The sequence below is a fragment of the Superficieibacter sp. BNK-5 genome (assembly GCF_047456055.1).
In the GTDB taxonomy this organism is placed as follows: Bacteria; Pseudomonadota; Gammaproteobacteria; order Enterobacterales; family Enterobacteriaceae; genus Superficieibacter.
Genome location: NZ_CP179893.1, coordinates 2,415,707 through 2,430,846, shown reverse-complemented (window position 1 = coordinate 2,430,846; position 15,140 = coordinate 2,415,707). Strand labels below are relative to the sequence as shown.

Here is a 15,140-nt window from a genome sequence, read left to right as displayed (position 1 = left end):
CGTTACCCGACTTTTCCCGATCCTGCACCAGCGTCACGCCAGTACCGACCTCTGCCTGCCCATCCCGCGTGATAAAGTAACCTGCCGCAGCCACCAGCGTTTCGCCGTAAAACAGGAGTGGCGTGGTATCCCGATGCCAGGGCGCGACGCCCAGTTCCTGCCAAATTTTCTTGAGCTTGCGCCCGCCGTTGCGCCCGACAATATGCAATGTTCCCGCGGCCTTAAAACGGACCGAAACCGGCTCATCGGCCAGCGGCAGACGCATATCGCCGCCTGGCACCAGCGATAACTGGCCCAGCCCGTCGGGCAGCGATAACGTCTGGCGGATATCAGACCAGGGAAAAATATTACCTGTCTGTGGCGGAAGCGGTGTCACCCACCATAACTTGCTCCGATACCGGCGAAGCTCAAATCCCCCCATTCGCAGGCAGGGCGAGGCATCTTCACGCGCCAGGGCCATTTCCTGCCAGATGCGCGCCAGCATCTCGCGCGACGGCATCGGCGCACCGTGGCGTGCCAGCCAGCGACGCAGTATCGCGGCGCGAAACACCGGGCTTTTGGCCTGCAACGGCGGCAGATCCAGCGCGCCGTGTTCATCCACCAGCGAGCCTAATTCATCGCCAAGCAATTCATCCAGCAACTGCTCCTGCTCGGCGCACAGTTCCGCGCTGCGCGCGGTGGCCTGAGCAAAATGTGGCCAGCGCGCGTTCAGCCGTGGCAATACCTGTAAGCGCAGAAAATTGCGGTCATAGGCCTCATCCTGATTGCTCTCATCTTCTATCCAGCGTAGATGGTGACGTTCAGCCCACTGGCTTAACGCATGCCGGCTTTCACCCAGAAGGGGGCGGATCAATACGCTGTCAGCAAACGGCGAAACGCGGGCCATCGCGGATAGTCCCGCCGGGCCACTGCCGCGCTTGAGCGCCAGTAAAAAGGTCTCACATTGATCGTCAAGGTGCTGCGCCGTCACCAGCACCTCCCCTGGCCGCAGGGCTTCACGAAAAGCCTGATACCGCGCCTGTCGGGCATGCGCCTCGGTCCCCAGCCCTTCATCCACCAGCGTAACCCGTTTCACACTCAGCGGCACTTGCCACTGCTGGCAGATGTCCTCGCAATGCGTCACCCAGTCATCGGCAAACGGACTGATACCGTGATGAATATGAATAGCGCGCAGGGTGACATCTGGCGACTGCCTGCGCCAGCACACCATCTGATGCAGCAGAACCGTGGAGTCAAGTCCCCCGCTGAAGGCAATCAGAAACTGGCGGTGAGGATGAAGAGAATGGGCTATGGCTGGCACTGTCATGATCGAACTGGCTTAAGGAACGTTGCCCGGAACGTTACCGGGCAATGTCGCGCTTGGCAAGCGTTACTGCTGGTACAGCTCCAGCGGCAGGCCGTCGGGATCGTTAAAGAAGGTGAAGCGTTTATCGGTGAAAGGATCGATACGAATCGGCTCACACACAACCCCGTGGGCACTCAGATGGGCAACGGCCTGATCAATATCGTCCACGCTGAACGCCAGATGGCGCAAACCACATGCTTCCGGACGACTGGGACGCGAGGGCGGGAAAGGAAACGAAAAAAGCTCGATAACATATTGACCATTAAGCGCCAGATCGCCCTTCCACGAGTCGCGTTCAGCACGATAGAACTCGCCCTGTAGCGTAAACCCCAGAATGTCGCAGTAAAACGCCTTACTTCTGGCGTAGTCCGTGGCAATAATCGCAATATGATGAACCTGTTTTAAACCCAGCATAATCTTCTCCTTAGCATATGCCAGCACGTTACTGCCCTGCCCAAAGCTCTGCAAGTGCTCATGCGCTTTTTAAGACTCTCACCCGATAAACGCCCTCTTCATCACGCTTCGCGCCGTGAATATCGGTTTCAAAACCGGGATAATGACGGCCGACAGAGCACAGCATCAGCAGGAAATCGAGCACCGCACGACTTTCTTCGGTGATCATCTCCCCCGGCATCAGGAGTGGCACGCCCGGTGGATACGGCAGGATCATGTTTGCCGAGATACGCCCCACCAGCTTCTCCAGTTCAATCGTTTCCACATCGCCCTTGATCTGTCGCTGCCACGCCTGATGCGGGGTCATTTTCATTTCCGGTAACACGTCAAACGCCCGCAGCATCAGGCGGGAAAGATCGTGCTGGCGGATGAGCTTGTGGATCCCCTGCGCCAGATCCTGAATGCGCATATTGCGATAGAAATCGGGATCTTCAGCATAGAGATCCGGCAGCATGTTTTTCACCCGCAGATTAAGATCGTAGGCGCGCTTAAACTCGGTCAGCCCGCGTAATAATCCCATCGCCCGGGTTTTATCGATGCCGATGCTGAACAGAAATAGCAGATTATAGGGGCCGGTTTTCTCCACCACCACGCCGCGCTCGTCGAGGAATTTGGCCACCAGCGCAGCGGGGATCCCCTCCTCGCTCATGTTGCCCTGCTCGTCCATTCCCGGCGTTAAGATCGTCACTTTGACCGGATCGAGAAACATATGATCGGCGTCGGCGTCGTTAAACCCGTGCCACGTCTCTCCGGGTGCCACCGGCCAGCATTCCGCCTCATCGACCTCTTCCGGTTGCCAGATATCGAAGAACCAGCCTTCGGATTCTTCTCTTAGCCGCTGTACCTCTTTACGAAAATGCAGCGCCCGTTCGACGGAGCGGTTAATGAGCCGTTTACCCGGATTGCCGCGCAGCATGGCCGCCGCCGTTTCAATCGAGGCGACAATCGGGTAGCTTGGCGACGTCGAGGTATGCATCATAAAGGCTTCGTTAAAGGTGTCCTCATCGTAATCACCTTTAATATGGATAAGCGAGGCCTGGGAAAGCGCGGCGAGCATTTTGTGCGTCGACTGGGTTTCAAAAATCACTTTCCCCGGTACGCGCTCGCCGCTCATCCCGCTTTTTCCCTGATAAATCGGGTGGAAGTGAGTATAGGGAACCCAGGCCGAATCAAAATGGATCGACGGCACATCCAGCGTCTGCTTGATCCAGTTGGTGTTGTACAGCAGGCCATCATAGGTAGAATTGGTGATCACCGCGTGTACCGGCCACTGCGCCTGCGGCGTGGAGGCGACCTTTTCGCTCAGGCTGTCACGGGTAAACTCACGCCGTGGAATGCCGCCGAGGATCCCCAGCGCGTTACGTGTCGGCTTCAGCCACAGCGGCACGACGTCGCTCATCATCAGCAAATGCGCCAGCGACTTATGGCAGTTACGATCAATCAGCAGCGTACTGCCGGTCGGCGCAGCATACATCCCGACAATTTTATTCGAGGTCGATGTGCCGTTGGTGACCATATAGCTTTGCTCCGCGCCAAAAGTGCGGGCGATATACTCTTCAGCTTCGAGATGCGGGCCGGTATGATCGAGCAGCGAGCCAAGCTCGGTGACAGAAATCGACACGTCCGCTTTCAGCGTATTGCCACCAAAAAAATCATAAAACAGACAGCCAACCGGGCTTTTCTGATAGGCCGTTCCTGCCATATGTCCGGGCGTACAGAACGTGTACTTTCCCTCTTTGACATAGTTGAACAGTGCTTTGGTAAACGGCGGCGTGATGTTGTCCAGATATTCACCGGTATATTGCCGAATCCGGCCCACAATATCTTCAGCGACGCCGAGGGAATATTCAAAAAACCACAGCGCCATTCGCATATCATGCACGCTGACGTCCAGCGTCGAATGCGTATTGATAAAGGCATACAGCGGAAGATATTCGTTGAGCTGGTTAATGTCGCTGCATAAATCAACGGAATATTCATCCCAGTCGAAAATGACGCCGCAAATACGTGGATTATGCTCGATAAACTTCAGCAGATCGGAACTGTTTTGCGGCCAGATGATTTTGAAGCCCTGCGCCAGAAGCGCACTTTCAAGCTCTTTGATCGGCTCGTCTTTATAATAGACCCCGTGCGGCCCCATGATAGCTATGATATTCACGCGTTACTCCTGAAAAAACCATAGCTAAGCATAGTAACAATCACGCCAGCGCGTTGCACCGGCGTGATTTATTTCATTACAGCGCTTTCCACGCATCCTGCCAGGCAATACCCGCACCAGGCTCGTAGTAGGACGGCGCGACGTTACACCAGGCCCCTGCCGGCAGCGGTTTGCACTGGTAGAGCACTCCGTGGTTATTGACGATATCGTCAGCTTTCCACTGTTTAGTGGCGCTCCATGCCGGGTAGTCGATGGTATCGTCCTGCGACCCTTTCGCTTTGACGTTCAGCGTATAGCTGGTCATGCTGCTAAGTGAACCATCGCTCACTTTCAGACTAATGACATACTGTGCGTCTTTGTCTTTCGCCGGAGCATTGAAAGTGATAACGGCTTTATCCGCACCGCTGAGGGTCTGACCATCCTGCGACATCCAGGTGTAGGTGAGTTTGTCACCGTTGGCATCCGACGATCCCGCTGCGCTCAGAGATACCAGGCTTCCCGCTTCGACTGCGCCAACCGGTCCGGCAATGTGGGCGACCGGCGCAACGTTGGCGGCAGGCGCTGGGGTCGGCGTTGGCGTTGGAGCAGGCGTGGGTTCCGGCTGCACGTTGCCGCTGTCATCAACGATATTAACGTTGAAAAAGTGCTGGACGCATTTTGCGTAATCACCCTGTTTGAAGGCGGTGAAAGGCGTCTGATAGCCCACCAGCTGACAGGAGTAGGTTTTGCCGTCGGCAGTATCCGCGCTCCATCCCCAGTCCTGCTCCCAGTAAATCGGCAGCGCGCCTGCACCACCTTCGTCGAACTGCTTCATGTTCTTGCAACCCAGCACTTCGTCAGCAGGAACCGGGACTTTCAGGTAATTAGCGAACTCTTTGTAATAGGCAATACGGTTGAGTGACTGCGCCATCTCATTCGCACCACCACATTCAACGCCGCCGTTAATGATTTGAATGGTTACGCCAAAGCCAGAAACCAGGCCATTTGCTTTATCGTGATCGTTCGGCTGCCAGGTGCCATCAATAACATGCAGCATGGACGGCTTCGGCGGCTGCGGGTAAACAAAGAAGAAGACCGCGCTCGCGAGGTTCATCCAGGTATCCGCGACGATTTCAGGTTTATCCAGCAACGGACGGACGTCGCCATACATTGCATCAGAGAACGGACCGTAGTTGTAGTTATAGGAAAGCTGTTTTGCCCCACGACCAAAGTAGCTGACAAAATCGCCGTCTTTGTCTTTACCGCACGGCCAGGTCTGTCCCTGCCAGACATCAGGGTTACATTCGCCGTTATAGCCGCCTTTCTGACCTTCTACCCAGCCCACTTCGCGCAGGTAGACCAGCGCCTGACGCCATTCAGGAATATCGCGCCAGCTTTCATGACCGCCGGTTTCCTGAGCAAAGTGCGCAAACATCGTTGCCATCGTCTTACGGCAGATCGCATCGCTGTCCCGGCCATCGGTATAAGTCCCGCAGACGGCAGGAAATTTGCCAATCGCTTTCAGGAAGTTAAGGTAGGTGTATTCCGGTGCACGCAGCGGGAACAGAAAATCCCAGTCTTTTTCGCTCAGAATGCTTTCTACACGTTTAACGTTAGCCGGGTTTGCTGCCCGTCCTGGCGTGATTTTTTCCACTTCCGCGTTATCGAGGGTCGCGATGGAGGATTTCACCGCCGCCATTAACGGGGAACTGGTAAGCGCTTTTTCTTTCGCCGCCAGTTCGCTGGTTTTGATGGTGACCGCCGCGCTGTCGCTAAGTAATGCCGCATGAGCGGTTGATAAACCGAGCAGGATCCCTGCTGCTATGGCGCTCAGCGCCATGTTTTTTTGCAATGCCATATTCTTCTCCTTGATGGTATTCACTGCCGAATGCCTGGCAGTGCCTGTAGTCTCAGGGAGAAATAGCCTCATTGGCTAATCATATGGTCTCATCACAATCTCATTTTTTAGCTATAAAAAAGCCGGGAAAATCCCGGCCTTCAGTGATAACGTCATCAAAAAATCAGGCGTAACCGTAGCTCATCAGGCGATGATAACGACGGTTGAGCAGATCGTCTTTGCCCAGCACATCAAGATCAGCCAGATCTTCCAGCAGTTGTGCTTTCAGTGATGCGGCGATGGCTTCCGGATTACGGTGCGCGCCACCCAGCGGTTCCGGGATGATAGAGTCGATGAGTTTCAACTCTTTCAAACGCGGCGCGATGATGCCCATCGCATCAGCGGCCAGCGGCGCTTTATCGGCACTTTTCCACAGAATAGATGCACAGCCTTCCGGCGAGATAACGGAATAGGTGCTGTATTGCAGCATATTCACTTTATCACCTACGCCAATCGCCAGCGCACCGCCGGAGCCACCCTCACCAATAACGGTACAGATAACCGGCACGCGTAAACGCGACATTTCACGCAGGTTACGGGCAATCGCTTCCGACTGGCCGCGCTCTTCCGCGCCGACGCCAGGATAGGCCCCAGGGGTGTCGATGAAGGTAATGATCGGCATATTAAAACGCTCGGCCATCTCCATCAAACGCAGCGCTTTACGATAACCTTCTGGTGCGGGCATACCGAAGTTACGGCGGATTTTCTCTTTGGTCTCACGCCCTTTTTGATGACCAATGATCATCACCGGACGTCCATCCAGACGCGCAATGCCGCCAACGATAGCTTTATCATCAGCGTAAGCGCGATCCCCTGCCAGCTCATCGAATTCATCAAATGCCAGGCGGACATAATCCAGGGTGTAGGGGCGCAGCGGATGACGCGCCAGTTGGGCTACCTGCCATGCGCCGAGATCGGCAAAGATTTTGCGCGTCAGCTCTACGCTTTTTTCGCGCAGACGATGCACTTCTTCGTCGATGTTAATATCCAGTTTCTCATCCTGACGGCCAACCGCAGTCAGAGAATCGATTTTCGCTTCCAGCTCTGCAATCGGCTGTTCAAAATCTAGGAAATTCAGACTCATAGTATTCCTGTATTAGTCAAACTCCAGTTCCACCTGCTCCGAACCAATGAGGCCACGGAGATCGTTAAGTAAACGATCGCTCGGAGAGACGCGCCACGTTGCGCCAAAGCGCAGTCGCGCACGCGCATCCGTCCTCTGATAGTAGAGATGTACTGGAATGGTCCCCGAGCGATGGGGTTCCAGAGACTGACGGAGTCGGTTTAAAAGCTGGTCATCAATTTGCCTGTCCGTCAGCGAGATAGCAAGCCCGCGAGCATATTTTTCGCGAGCTTCGTCAATGTCCATCACTTCACGGGCCATCATTTTAAGCCCGCCGCTGAAGTCATCAAAGCTGACCTGTCCGCTGACGATAAGTATGCGGTCGTTTTCCAGCAAATGCTGGTATTTTTCCAGCGCTTCGGTGAATAGCATCACCTCCAGCCGCCCGGAACGGTCATCCAGGGTACAGATGCCGATGCGATTGCCGCGCTTGGTGACCATAACCCGCGAAGCAATGACGAGCCCCGCCGCCGTGGTCATTTTACCACGTTCGGTTGGATGCATGTCTTTTAGCCTCAGGCCGCCGACATAACGCTCAATTTCTTTCAGATACCGGTTAATCGGATGCCCCGTCAGGTATAACCCTAACGTTTCCCGCTCACCTTCCAGTACCGTATGTTCCGCCCAGGGCTGACAGTTGGCGTACGATTGCTCGATCTGCTCTGGCTCTTCCGCCAGAACGCCAAACATATCCGCCTGACCAATCGCTTCCGCCTTTGCGTGCTGATCGGCGGCCTTGAGTGCATCGCCAAGCGAATTCATCAGCGCCGCGCGATGCGGCCCAAGACGGTCGAACGCCCCGGACATGATCAGTTTTTCCAGCACCCGGCGATTCAGTTTTTTGGTATCGGTGCGGGCGCAGAGATCGAACAACTCGCGGAAATAGCCGCCGTTATTACGCGCTTCAATGATAGCTTCAATCGGGCCTTCGCCCACGCCTTTGATCGCGCCAATACCATACACGATTTCCCCGTCATCGTTGACGTGGAAATGATACAGCCCGGAGTTAATATCCGGCGGCAGGATTTTCAGCCCCATCCGCCAGCACTCATCGACCAGCCCGACGACTTTCTCAGTGTTATCCATGTCCGCGGTCATCACCGCCGCCATAAACTCGGCCGGATAGTGCGCTTTCAGCCACAGCGTCTGATACGACACCAGCGCATAGGCGGCGGAGTGCGATTTGTTAAACCCGTACCCGGCGAATTTCTCCACCAGGTCGAAGATTTTCATCGCCAGCTCGCCGTCGACGCCGCGACTCTTCGCGCCCTCTTCGAAGGTGCCGCGCTGCTTGGCCATCTCTTCCGGCTTTTTCTTACCCATCGCACGACGCAGCATATCCGCGCCGCCGAGGGTATAGCCGGAAAGCTCCTGGGCAATCTGCATTACCTGTTCCTGATACAGGATGATGCCGTAGGTCGGCTCCAGCACTGGCTTCAGGCACTCATGCTGCCACTGCACATCCGGATAGGAGATCTCTTCCCGCCCGTGCTTACGGTCAATAAAGTTATCTACCATCCCCGATTGCAGCGGGCCAGGGCGGAACAGCGCCACCAGTGCGATCATATCTTCGAAGCAGTCAGGCTGCAGACGCTTGATCAGATCTTTCATGCCGCGCGATTCAAGCTGGAACACCGCAGTGGTTTCCGAGCGTTGCAGCATATCGAAACTTTTTTTATCTTCCAGCGGAATGGCGGCGATATCCAGCGGCGGCTCACCCTGTTTCGCCCGGCGCTTGTTGATCATCTCCAGCGCCCAGTTAATGATGGTGAGTGTACGCAGCCCAAGGAAGTCAAACTTCACCAGTCCGGCATACTCTACGTCGTTCTTATCGAACTGGGTGACCGGATGCCGCCCCTCTTCATCGCAATAGAGCGGAGCGAAATCGGTAATTTTGGTGGGGGATATCACCACACCGCCCGCGTGTTTACCGGCGTTACGCGTGACCCCTTCCAGTTTGCGCGCCATATCGATCAGCGCTTTAACTTCTTCGTCAGCCTCGTAGATTTCCGGTAGCTGCGGCTCGGCTTCAAACGCTTTCGCCAGCGTCATGCCCGGATCGGGAGGAACCAGTTTGGAGATCCGGTCCACAAAGCCGTACGGATGCCCAAGCACGCGGCCCACATCGCGGATAACGGCTTTCGCCGCCATCGTACCGAACGTAATAATCTGCGATACCGCATCGCGACCATACATTTCCGCGACGTGATCGATAACCAGATCGCGTTTTTCCATGCAAAAGTCGACGTCAAAGTCGGGCATAGAAACACGTTCCGGGTTAAGGAAACGTTCGAACAGCAGGTCAAATTCCAGCGGATCGAGGTCGGTGATTTTTAGCGCATAGGCGACCAGCGATCCCGCGCCGGAGCCACGCCCCGGACCAACCGGCACACCGTTATCTTTCGACCACTGGATGAATTCCATAACAATCAGGAAGTAGCCAGGGAACCCCATCTGATTAATCACCTGGAGTTCAGTATCCAGACGCTCATCATAAGGTGGCCGCTTCTCTTTACGCACAGCCTCGTCCGGGAACAGGAAAGCCAGACGCTCTTCCAGCCCCTCTTTCGACTTAACGACGAGGAAATCTTCAGTCGTCATGTCTCCGGTCGGGAACTGCGGCAGGAAATATTCGCCGAGACGGACGGTGACGTTACAGCGTTTGGCGATCTCCACGCTGTTTTGCAGCGCCTCCGGGATGTCGGCGAACAGCTCGCACATCTCTTCTTCGCTGCGCATATACTGCTGCGTGGAGTAATTACGCGGCCGTTTCGGATCGTCCAGGGTAAAGCCGTCGTGAATGGCAACGCGAATTTCGTGGGCGTCGAAATCATCTGTGTTAATAAAACGCACATCATTGGTCGCCACTACCGGCAAACCACGCGCTTCAGCCAGTTTGATGGCGGCATGCAGGTAGTTTTCTTCGTCCTGCCTGCCGGTGCGGATCAGTTCAAGGTAAAAGCGATCCGGGAAATGCTCTTCATAAAAAGAGAGGCACTGATCGACCAGTACGTTATTACCGCGCATTACGCTGCGGCCCACGTCGCCCAGACGCCCGCCGGAAAGCAGGATCAGCCCCTCGTTTAATTCCACCAGCCAGTCGCGATCGATGCACGGACCGAGCGGACCATAGCCGCGCTGATAAGCACGGGAAATTAACAGCGTCAGATTTTGATAGCCAACGTTGTTCATCGCCAGCACCGTCAGCTGGGTCATTTCATCGGCCAACAGCTCGCTCTGCACATGAAGATCGGCACCAACGATAGGCTTGATCCCGGCACCGTGTGCCGTTCCGTAGAACTTCACCAGACCGCACAGGTTCATAAAATCGGTGATCGCCAGCGCAGGCATGCCTGACGAGGCCGCCTTTTTCACCAGCGGCCCGACTTTTGCCAGCCCGTCGATCATGGAATAGTCGCTGTGCACCCGCAGGTGGACGAAACGTGGTTCAGCCATCTATAGAGAGATTCCGGTTGATTAAATTACGTCACAAGAATCAGGACACCAGGCCCAGCGCGCGTTTAACCGGCGCAAAGCTACGTCGGTGATGCTCTGTCGCGCCGTGCTCCGCCAGCTTTTCAAGATGAAAAGCGGTCGGGTAGCCTTTATGCTGCGCAAAGCCATATTGAGGAAAAGTCAGATCAAGCGCCGCCATTTCAGCATCACGCGTCACTTTAGCAATGATAGAGGCCGCGCTGATCTCCGCCACCCGGCTGTCGCCTTTCACCACCGCTAATGAGGGCATGGCCAGCACCGGACAGCGATTTCCGTCAATCAGCACATATTCCGGTACCACACTTAACCCGGCAACGGCACGCTGCATCGCCAGCATCGTGGCATGTAAAATATTCAGCTCGTCGATTTCGTTCGGCTCAGCGCGTCCGAGACTCCAGCATAATGCTTTTTCGGTGATCTCATCAAACAGCGCCAGACGACGTTTTTCAGATAATTTTTTTGAGTCATTAAGACCGACAATCGGGCGCGCCGGATCGAGGATCACGGCAGCAGTGACCACCGCACCAACCAGCGGGCCACGGCCAACTTCATCCACACCCGCAACCAGATGCGTGTGCGGATAAACAAATTCTATCATGGGACTAACTCCAGTACCGCGTCGGCTGCCTGCTCATCGGCATTGCAGCGGATCTGCTGATGCAGTTCGCGGAAAGTGTCATGCATAGCATGGCTGGTTTTGCCGTTTGCCAGCAACGGTAACAGCGCGTCGGCAAGTTTTTGCGGTTCGCACTCGTCCTGTAATAGCTCTTTGACTAATTCTCTGCCTGCCAGCAGATTGGGCAGCGATACGTAATCAGTTTTCACCAGCCGTTTCGCCAGCCAGAAGGTGAAGGGTTTCATCCGGTATCCCACCACCATCGGGCATTTTGCCAGCATACACTCCAGCGCCGCCGTACCGGACGCCAGTAGCGCAGCATCGCTGGCGACCATCGCTTCCCGTGCCATGCCATCCAGCAGGTGAACGGAAAGCTCGGGGGCAACATCCGCTTTGATACGCTCAAACTGCTCGCGACGTTTGGCATTTACCAACGGCACCACGACCTCAAGATCGGGATACGTCTGGCGTAAAATCTGCGCGGTTTTCAGGAAATCAGCGCTGAGCATTTCCACTTCTGCGCCGCGACTGCCAGGCAATAAGGCGAGGCAGTGGGCCTCATGCGGGATGCCCAGCACATCGCGCGCCGCATTTTTATCCGGGTCCAGCGGCATCGCATCCGCCATGGTATGCCCGATAAAGCGGCACGGTACGTTAAATCGGTCATAAAACGCTTTTTCGAAAGGCAGAAAAGCCAGCACCATATTGGTGGATCTGCCGATTTTGAAAACGCGTTTCTGTCGCCACGCCCAGACGGACGGACTGACGTAATGAATCGTTTTGATACCCTGCTTTTTGAGATTACCTTCAAGGGTAATATTGAAGTCAGGCGCATCAATACCCACAAACACATCCGGTTTGAGGTCAGTAAATCGACGGGTTAAATCGGCACGAATATGCAGTAAGCGACGTAAACGCCCCAGCACTTCGACAATGCCCATCACTGCCAGCTCTTCCATCTCGTACCAGGCTTCACAGCCTTCGGCCTGCATGCGAGGCCCCGCCACACCAACAAAACGTGCGTCAGGTACGCGAGCTTTGAGCGCACGAATTAGACCGGCACCAAGAATATCGCCGGAGGTTTCTCCGGCGACCAGGGCAATCGTTAACGGGCGTTGCTCTGCCATTAACGAATCAGACCGCGCGTTGAACGCTCAAAGAAGTCCGTAAAGGCTTTCACTTCCGGGTATTGCCCGGCCAGTTCGGCGATTTCTGGTTTCGCTTCTTCCAGCGTTTTTCCGCTGCGATAAAGCAGTTTGTAGGCATTACGGATAGCGGTAATCGCTTCCCGGCTAAACCCACGGCGCTTCAGCCCTTCGATGTTGACCCCGAACGGCGTGGCGTGGTTGCCCTGCGCAATCACATACGGCGGAACGTCCTGCGCCACACCGGAGCAGCCACCGACCATCACGTGTTCACCAATAATGCAGAACTGATGGACGGCAGTTATGCCACCGATAATGACGAAATCGTCCAGTGATACGTGTCCTGCCAACGTGGCGTTGTTGGCAAGAATACAGCGATTACCCACCGTACAATCATGCGCCACGTGGGCGTTAATCATCAGCAGGTTGTCGCTGCCCACCTTCGTCAGTCCACCGCCCTGTACTGTGCCACGATGAATGGTGACGCTTTCGCGGATGCGGTTGCGATCGCCAATTTCTACCTGCGTCGGTTCGCCAGCGTACTTAAGATCCTGGTTAACTTCGCCGATAGAAGCGAACTGATAAATCTCGTTGTCGCGGCCAATTTTAGTGTGACCATTCACAACAACATGGGATTTCAGTACGGTACCCTCGCCGATGTTGACGTTGGGTCCCACAATACAAAACGGGCCAATGTGCGCGTTGGCACCGATGACGGCACCCTCTTCCACAATGGCGGTCGGATGAACAAAGGCAGTATTATCAATCACGTATCAGGCCTCCCGGCTACGCGCACACATCATCGTAGCTTCACAAACAACTTTACCGTCGACCAGCGCCACGCCCTTAAAGCGGGTCAGGCCACGGCGGGTTTTCTCGAAAGTGACTTCCATAATCATTTGATCGCCAGGCACAACCGGGCGCTTGAAACGCGCTTCGTCAATACCTGCGAAATAGTACAGCTCGCCTGGCTCCAGTTTGCCAACGCTTTTAAACGCCAGAATACCGGTAGCCTGGGCCATCGCTTCCAGAATCAGCACGCCGGGTAAAATCGGCTTGCCAGGAAAGTGGCCCTGAAAAAATGGCTCGTTAACGGAGACATTTTTCACCGCGCGCAGAAAACGACCTTCTTCAAAATCCAGCACGCGGTCAACCAGCAAAAACGGGAAACGGTGCGGCAGAAGCTCAAGAATCTCTTCAATATGCAGAGTATGAGTGTCAGTAGTCAAAATACTCTTCCTGTCTAAATATAATGAACAGCAATAATAACACGGCCTGTGGCAATCTGATGAATGCCAACAGGCCGGAATGTACAGACACGATCGAGTGACGTTTTAGTCTTGTTGATTGACCTTGCGCTCAATAGTTTTGAGACGCTTACTCATATCATCAATATTCATCACCAGAGCGGCGGTTTTACGCCATGTCTTGTTGGGCTGAAGCGGAATACCGGATGAGTAAACGCCTGGCTCAGTAATGGGACGCATGACCATACCCATTCCCGTAACCGTCACCTTATCGCAGATTTCCATATGCCCGTTGATTACGCTGGCACCGCCAATCATGCAGTAACGGCCAATTTTCAGGCTGCCTGCCATGATAACGCCGCCCGCAACTGCGGTATTGTCGCCAATCACAACGTTATGTGCAATCTGGCACTGATTATCAATGATAACCCCGTTGCCGATGATCGTATCATCCAGTGCGCCGCGGTCAATAGTGGTACATGCGCCGATCTCAACACGATCGCCGATAATAACCCGACCTAACTGCGGGATCTTCACCCAGTTACCCCGATCGTTTGCATAGCCGAAGCCATCGGATCCGATCACCGTACTGGACTGGATCAGGCAATTTGCGCCAATTTCAATCTCATGGTAAATGCTAACGTTGGCCCAAAGCCGGGTACCCGCGCCGATTTTCGTCTTTTTACCGATGAAGCAACCCGCGCCAATGACCACGTTATCGCCCAGCTCAACATCGGATTCAATCACGGCATTGGCGCCGATAGAAACGTTGTTACCCAGTCTTGCCGTAGGATCAATGACCGCACCCGGCGCGATATCCTGCGCAGGCTGTGGGGTGGTATCAAGAATTTGTGCCATCCGCGCGTAGGTCAGGTAGGGATTTTTCACTACCAGCGCTGCGCTCCTGGCAAAAGGAAGATCGTCAGGGGTCATCACGACAGCGGACGCCTGGCAGGCGGCCAGGTGTTCACGGTACTTAGGATTTACCATGAAAGTGATATGACCTGCTTGAGCAGATTGCATGGACGCGACAGCGGTGATGACGATATCGCCATCACCGTGTAACTCTGCATCCAACTGCTGGGCTAAGTCAGCCAGTCGAATTGAAGGCATTACTTATTTAACCTGTTTCAGCACATCAGCGGTGATGTCTTTAACATCGCTGCTGTTGTAAGCAACGGTATTGGCGTCGACAACCAGATCGATGTTCTGGCTGTTAGCTACAGATTTCACTGCAGTCTGGATACGAGTAACCAGTTTGGTGCGTTCCTGGTTAGAACGTTGCGCACGATCTTTCTCAAAAGCCTGTGCTTTCTGAGCGAAGGTCTGGCGCTGCGCCATGACGTCTTTTTCCAGCTTGGTACGTTCAGAACCCGCTTTCATAGACTGTAAACGCTGCATTTTGCTTTGCAGGTCGCCTTCCATTTTCTGTAGCTCAGCCGCGCGGCCTTTAAACTCATTTTCAAGAGAGTTAGAGACGCCCGTTTTCTGTGCTACCTGCTGGAAGAGGCTACCCATGTTAACAACTGCGATTTTGTCCGCTGCCTGAGCAGAGGTAACCATTGCTAAACCAAGACCTGCCGCTAATAACCACTTTTTCACAATAAACTCCTTACCATCCCATTGGTACCCGCAGGTACCGTTCTTTGCGTGACCAGAAGATCCCTTGCGGGATCAACTGA

General features: G+C 54.7%; 11 protein-coding genes and 1 pseudogene. All 12 read right to left on the bottom strand.

All coding sequences use genetic code 11. The annotated features are described in order from the left end of the window. Positions 1 to 7: 7 nt before the first annotated feature. Positions 8 to 1,306 (bottom strand): annotated as a pseudogene (gene tilS, locus ACMGGS_RS11575) (tRNA lysidine(34) synthetase TilS); the annotation flags it as partial. A gap of 63 nt (positions 1,307 to 1,369) precedes the next feature. Then, positions 1,370 to 1,759, bottom strand: a complete 390-nt coding sequence (locus ACMGGS_RS11570) for a VOC family protein (protein ID WP_414166163.1) — start codon at positions 1,757 to 1,759, stop codon at positions 1,370 to 1,372. A 58-nt stretch (positions 1,760 to 1,817) separates the two neighbouring features. Next, the gene (gene ldcC, locus ACMGGS_RS11565) at positions 1,818 to 3,956 is read right to left on the bottom strand and encodes a lysine decarboxylase LdcC (RefSeq protein ID WP_414166162.1); all 2,139 of its coding nucleotides are present in this window, start codon (positions 3,954 to 3,956) and stop codon (positions 1,818 to 1,820) included. Positions 3,957 to 4,032: 76 nt separating this feature from the next. Then, entirely contained in the window at positions 4,033 to 5,793 is a 1,761-nt protein-coding gene (locus ACMGGS_RS11560; RefSeq protein WP_414166161.1) for a glycoside hydrolase family 19 protein, read from the bottom strand. A 163-nt stretch (positions 5,794 to 5,956) separates the two neighbouring features. Beyond that, positions 5,957 to 6,916, bottom strand: coding sequence for an acetyl-CoA carboxylase carboxyl transferase subunit alpha (gene accA, locus ACMGGS_RS11555; RefSeq protein ID WP_176919748.1), 960 nt, complete (start codon positions 6,914 to 6,916; stop codon positions 5,957 to 5,959). A 12-nt stretch (positions 6,917 to 6,928) separates the two neighbouring features. Further along, on the bottom strand, positions 6,929 to 10,411 hold the full coding sequence (gene dnaE, locus ACMGGS_RS11550; protein WP_414166160.1) for a DNA polymerase III subunit alpha: 3,483 nt from the start codon (positions 10,409 to 10,411) through the stop codon (positions 6,929 to 6,931). A 40-nt stretch (positions 10,412 to 10,451) separates the two neighbouring features. Further along, positions 10,452 to 11,048 (bottom strand): ribonuclease HII, encoded by a 597-nt coding sequence (gene rnhB, locus ACMGGS_RS11545; protein ID WP_414166159.1) that lies wholly within the window; start codon positions 11,046 to 11,048, stop codon positions 10,452 to 10,454. Then, entirely contained in the window at positions 11,045 to 12,193 is a 1,149-nt protein-coding gene (gene lpxB, locus ACMGGS_RS11540; protein ID WP_414166158.1) for a lipid-A-disaccharide synthase, read from the bottom strand. The genes rnhB and lpxB overlap by 4 nt, the downstream gene beginning before the upstream one ends. After that, on the bottom strand, positions 12,193 to 12,981 hold the full coding sequence (lpxA, locus tag ACMGGS_RS11535) for an acyl-ACP--UDP-N-acetylglucosamine O-acyltransferase (RefSeq protein WP_414166157.1): 789 nt from the start codon (positions 12,979 to 12,981) through the stop codon (positions 12,193 to 12,195). The genes lpxB and lpxA overlap by 1 nt, the downstream gene beginning before the upstream one ends. A 3-nt stretch (positions 12,982 to 12,984) precedes the next feature. Then, positions 12,985 to 13,440, bottom strand: coding sequence for a 3-hydroxyacyl-ACP dehydratase FabZ (fabZ, locus tag ACMGGS_RS11530; protein ID WP_049842007.1), 456 nt, complete (start codon positions 13,438 to 13,440; stop codon positions 12,985 to 12,987). A 105-nt stretch (positions 13,441 to 13,545) separates the two neighbouring features. Continuing rightward, positions 13,546 to 14,571, bottom strand: a complete 1,026-nt coding sequence (gene lpxD, locus ACMGGS_RS11525) for a UDP-3-O-(3-hydroxymyristoyl)glucosamine N-acyltransferase (protein ID WP_414166156.1) — start codon at positions 14,569 to 14,571, stop codon at positions 13,546 to 13,548. Positions 14,572 to 14,574: 3 nt separating this feature from the next. Further along, positions 14,575 to 15,060: a molecular chaperone Skp gene (gene skp / locus ACMGGS_RS11520; RefSeq protein ID WP_176919754.1), complete on the bottom strand. Its 486-nt coding sequence runs from the start codon at positions 15,058 to 15,060 to the stop codon at positions 14,575 to 14,577. Positions 15,061 to 15,140 lie beyond the last annotated feature (80 nt).

What these genes read in the sequence shown, in the direction of transcription:
- ACMGGS_RS11570 (WP_414166163.1), bottom strand. Translation starts at nt 1,759, where the DNA reads ATGCTGGGTTTAAAACAGGTTCATCATATTGCGATTATTGCCACGGAC.
- ACMGGS_RS11560 (WP_414166161.1), bottom strand. Translation starts at nt 5,793, where the DNA reads ATGGCATTGCAAAAAAACATGGCGCTGAGCGCCATAGCAGCAGGGATC.
- accA (WP_176919748.1), bottom strand. Translation starts at nt 6,916, where the DNA reads ATGAGTCTGAATTTCCTAGATTTTGAACAGCCGATTGCAGAGCTGGAA.
- dnaE (WP_414166160.1), bottom strand. Translation starts at nt 10,411, where the DNA reads ATGGCTGAACCACGTTTCGTCCACCTGCGGGTGCACAGCGACTATTCC.
- rnhB (WP_414166159.1), bottom strand. Translation starts at nt 11,048, where the DNA reads ATGATAGAATTTGTTTATCCGCACACGCATCTGGTTGCGGGTGTGGAT.
- lpxB (WP_414166158.1), bottom strand. Translation starts at nt 12,193, where the DNA reads ATGGCAGAGCAACGCCCGTTAACGATTGCCCTGGTCGCCGGAGAAACC.
- lpxD (WP_414166156.1), bottom strand. Translation starts at nt 14,571, where the DNA reads ATGCCTTCAATTCGACTGGCTGACTTAGCCCAGCAGTTGGATGCAGAG.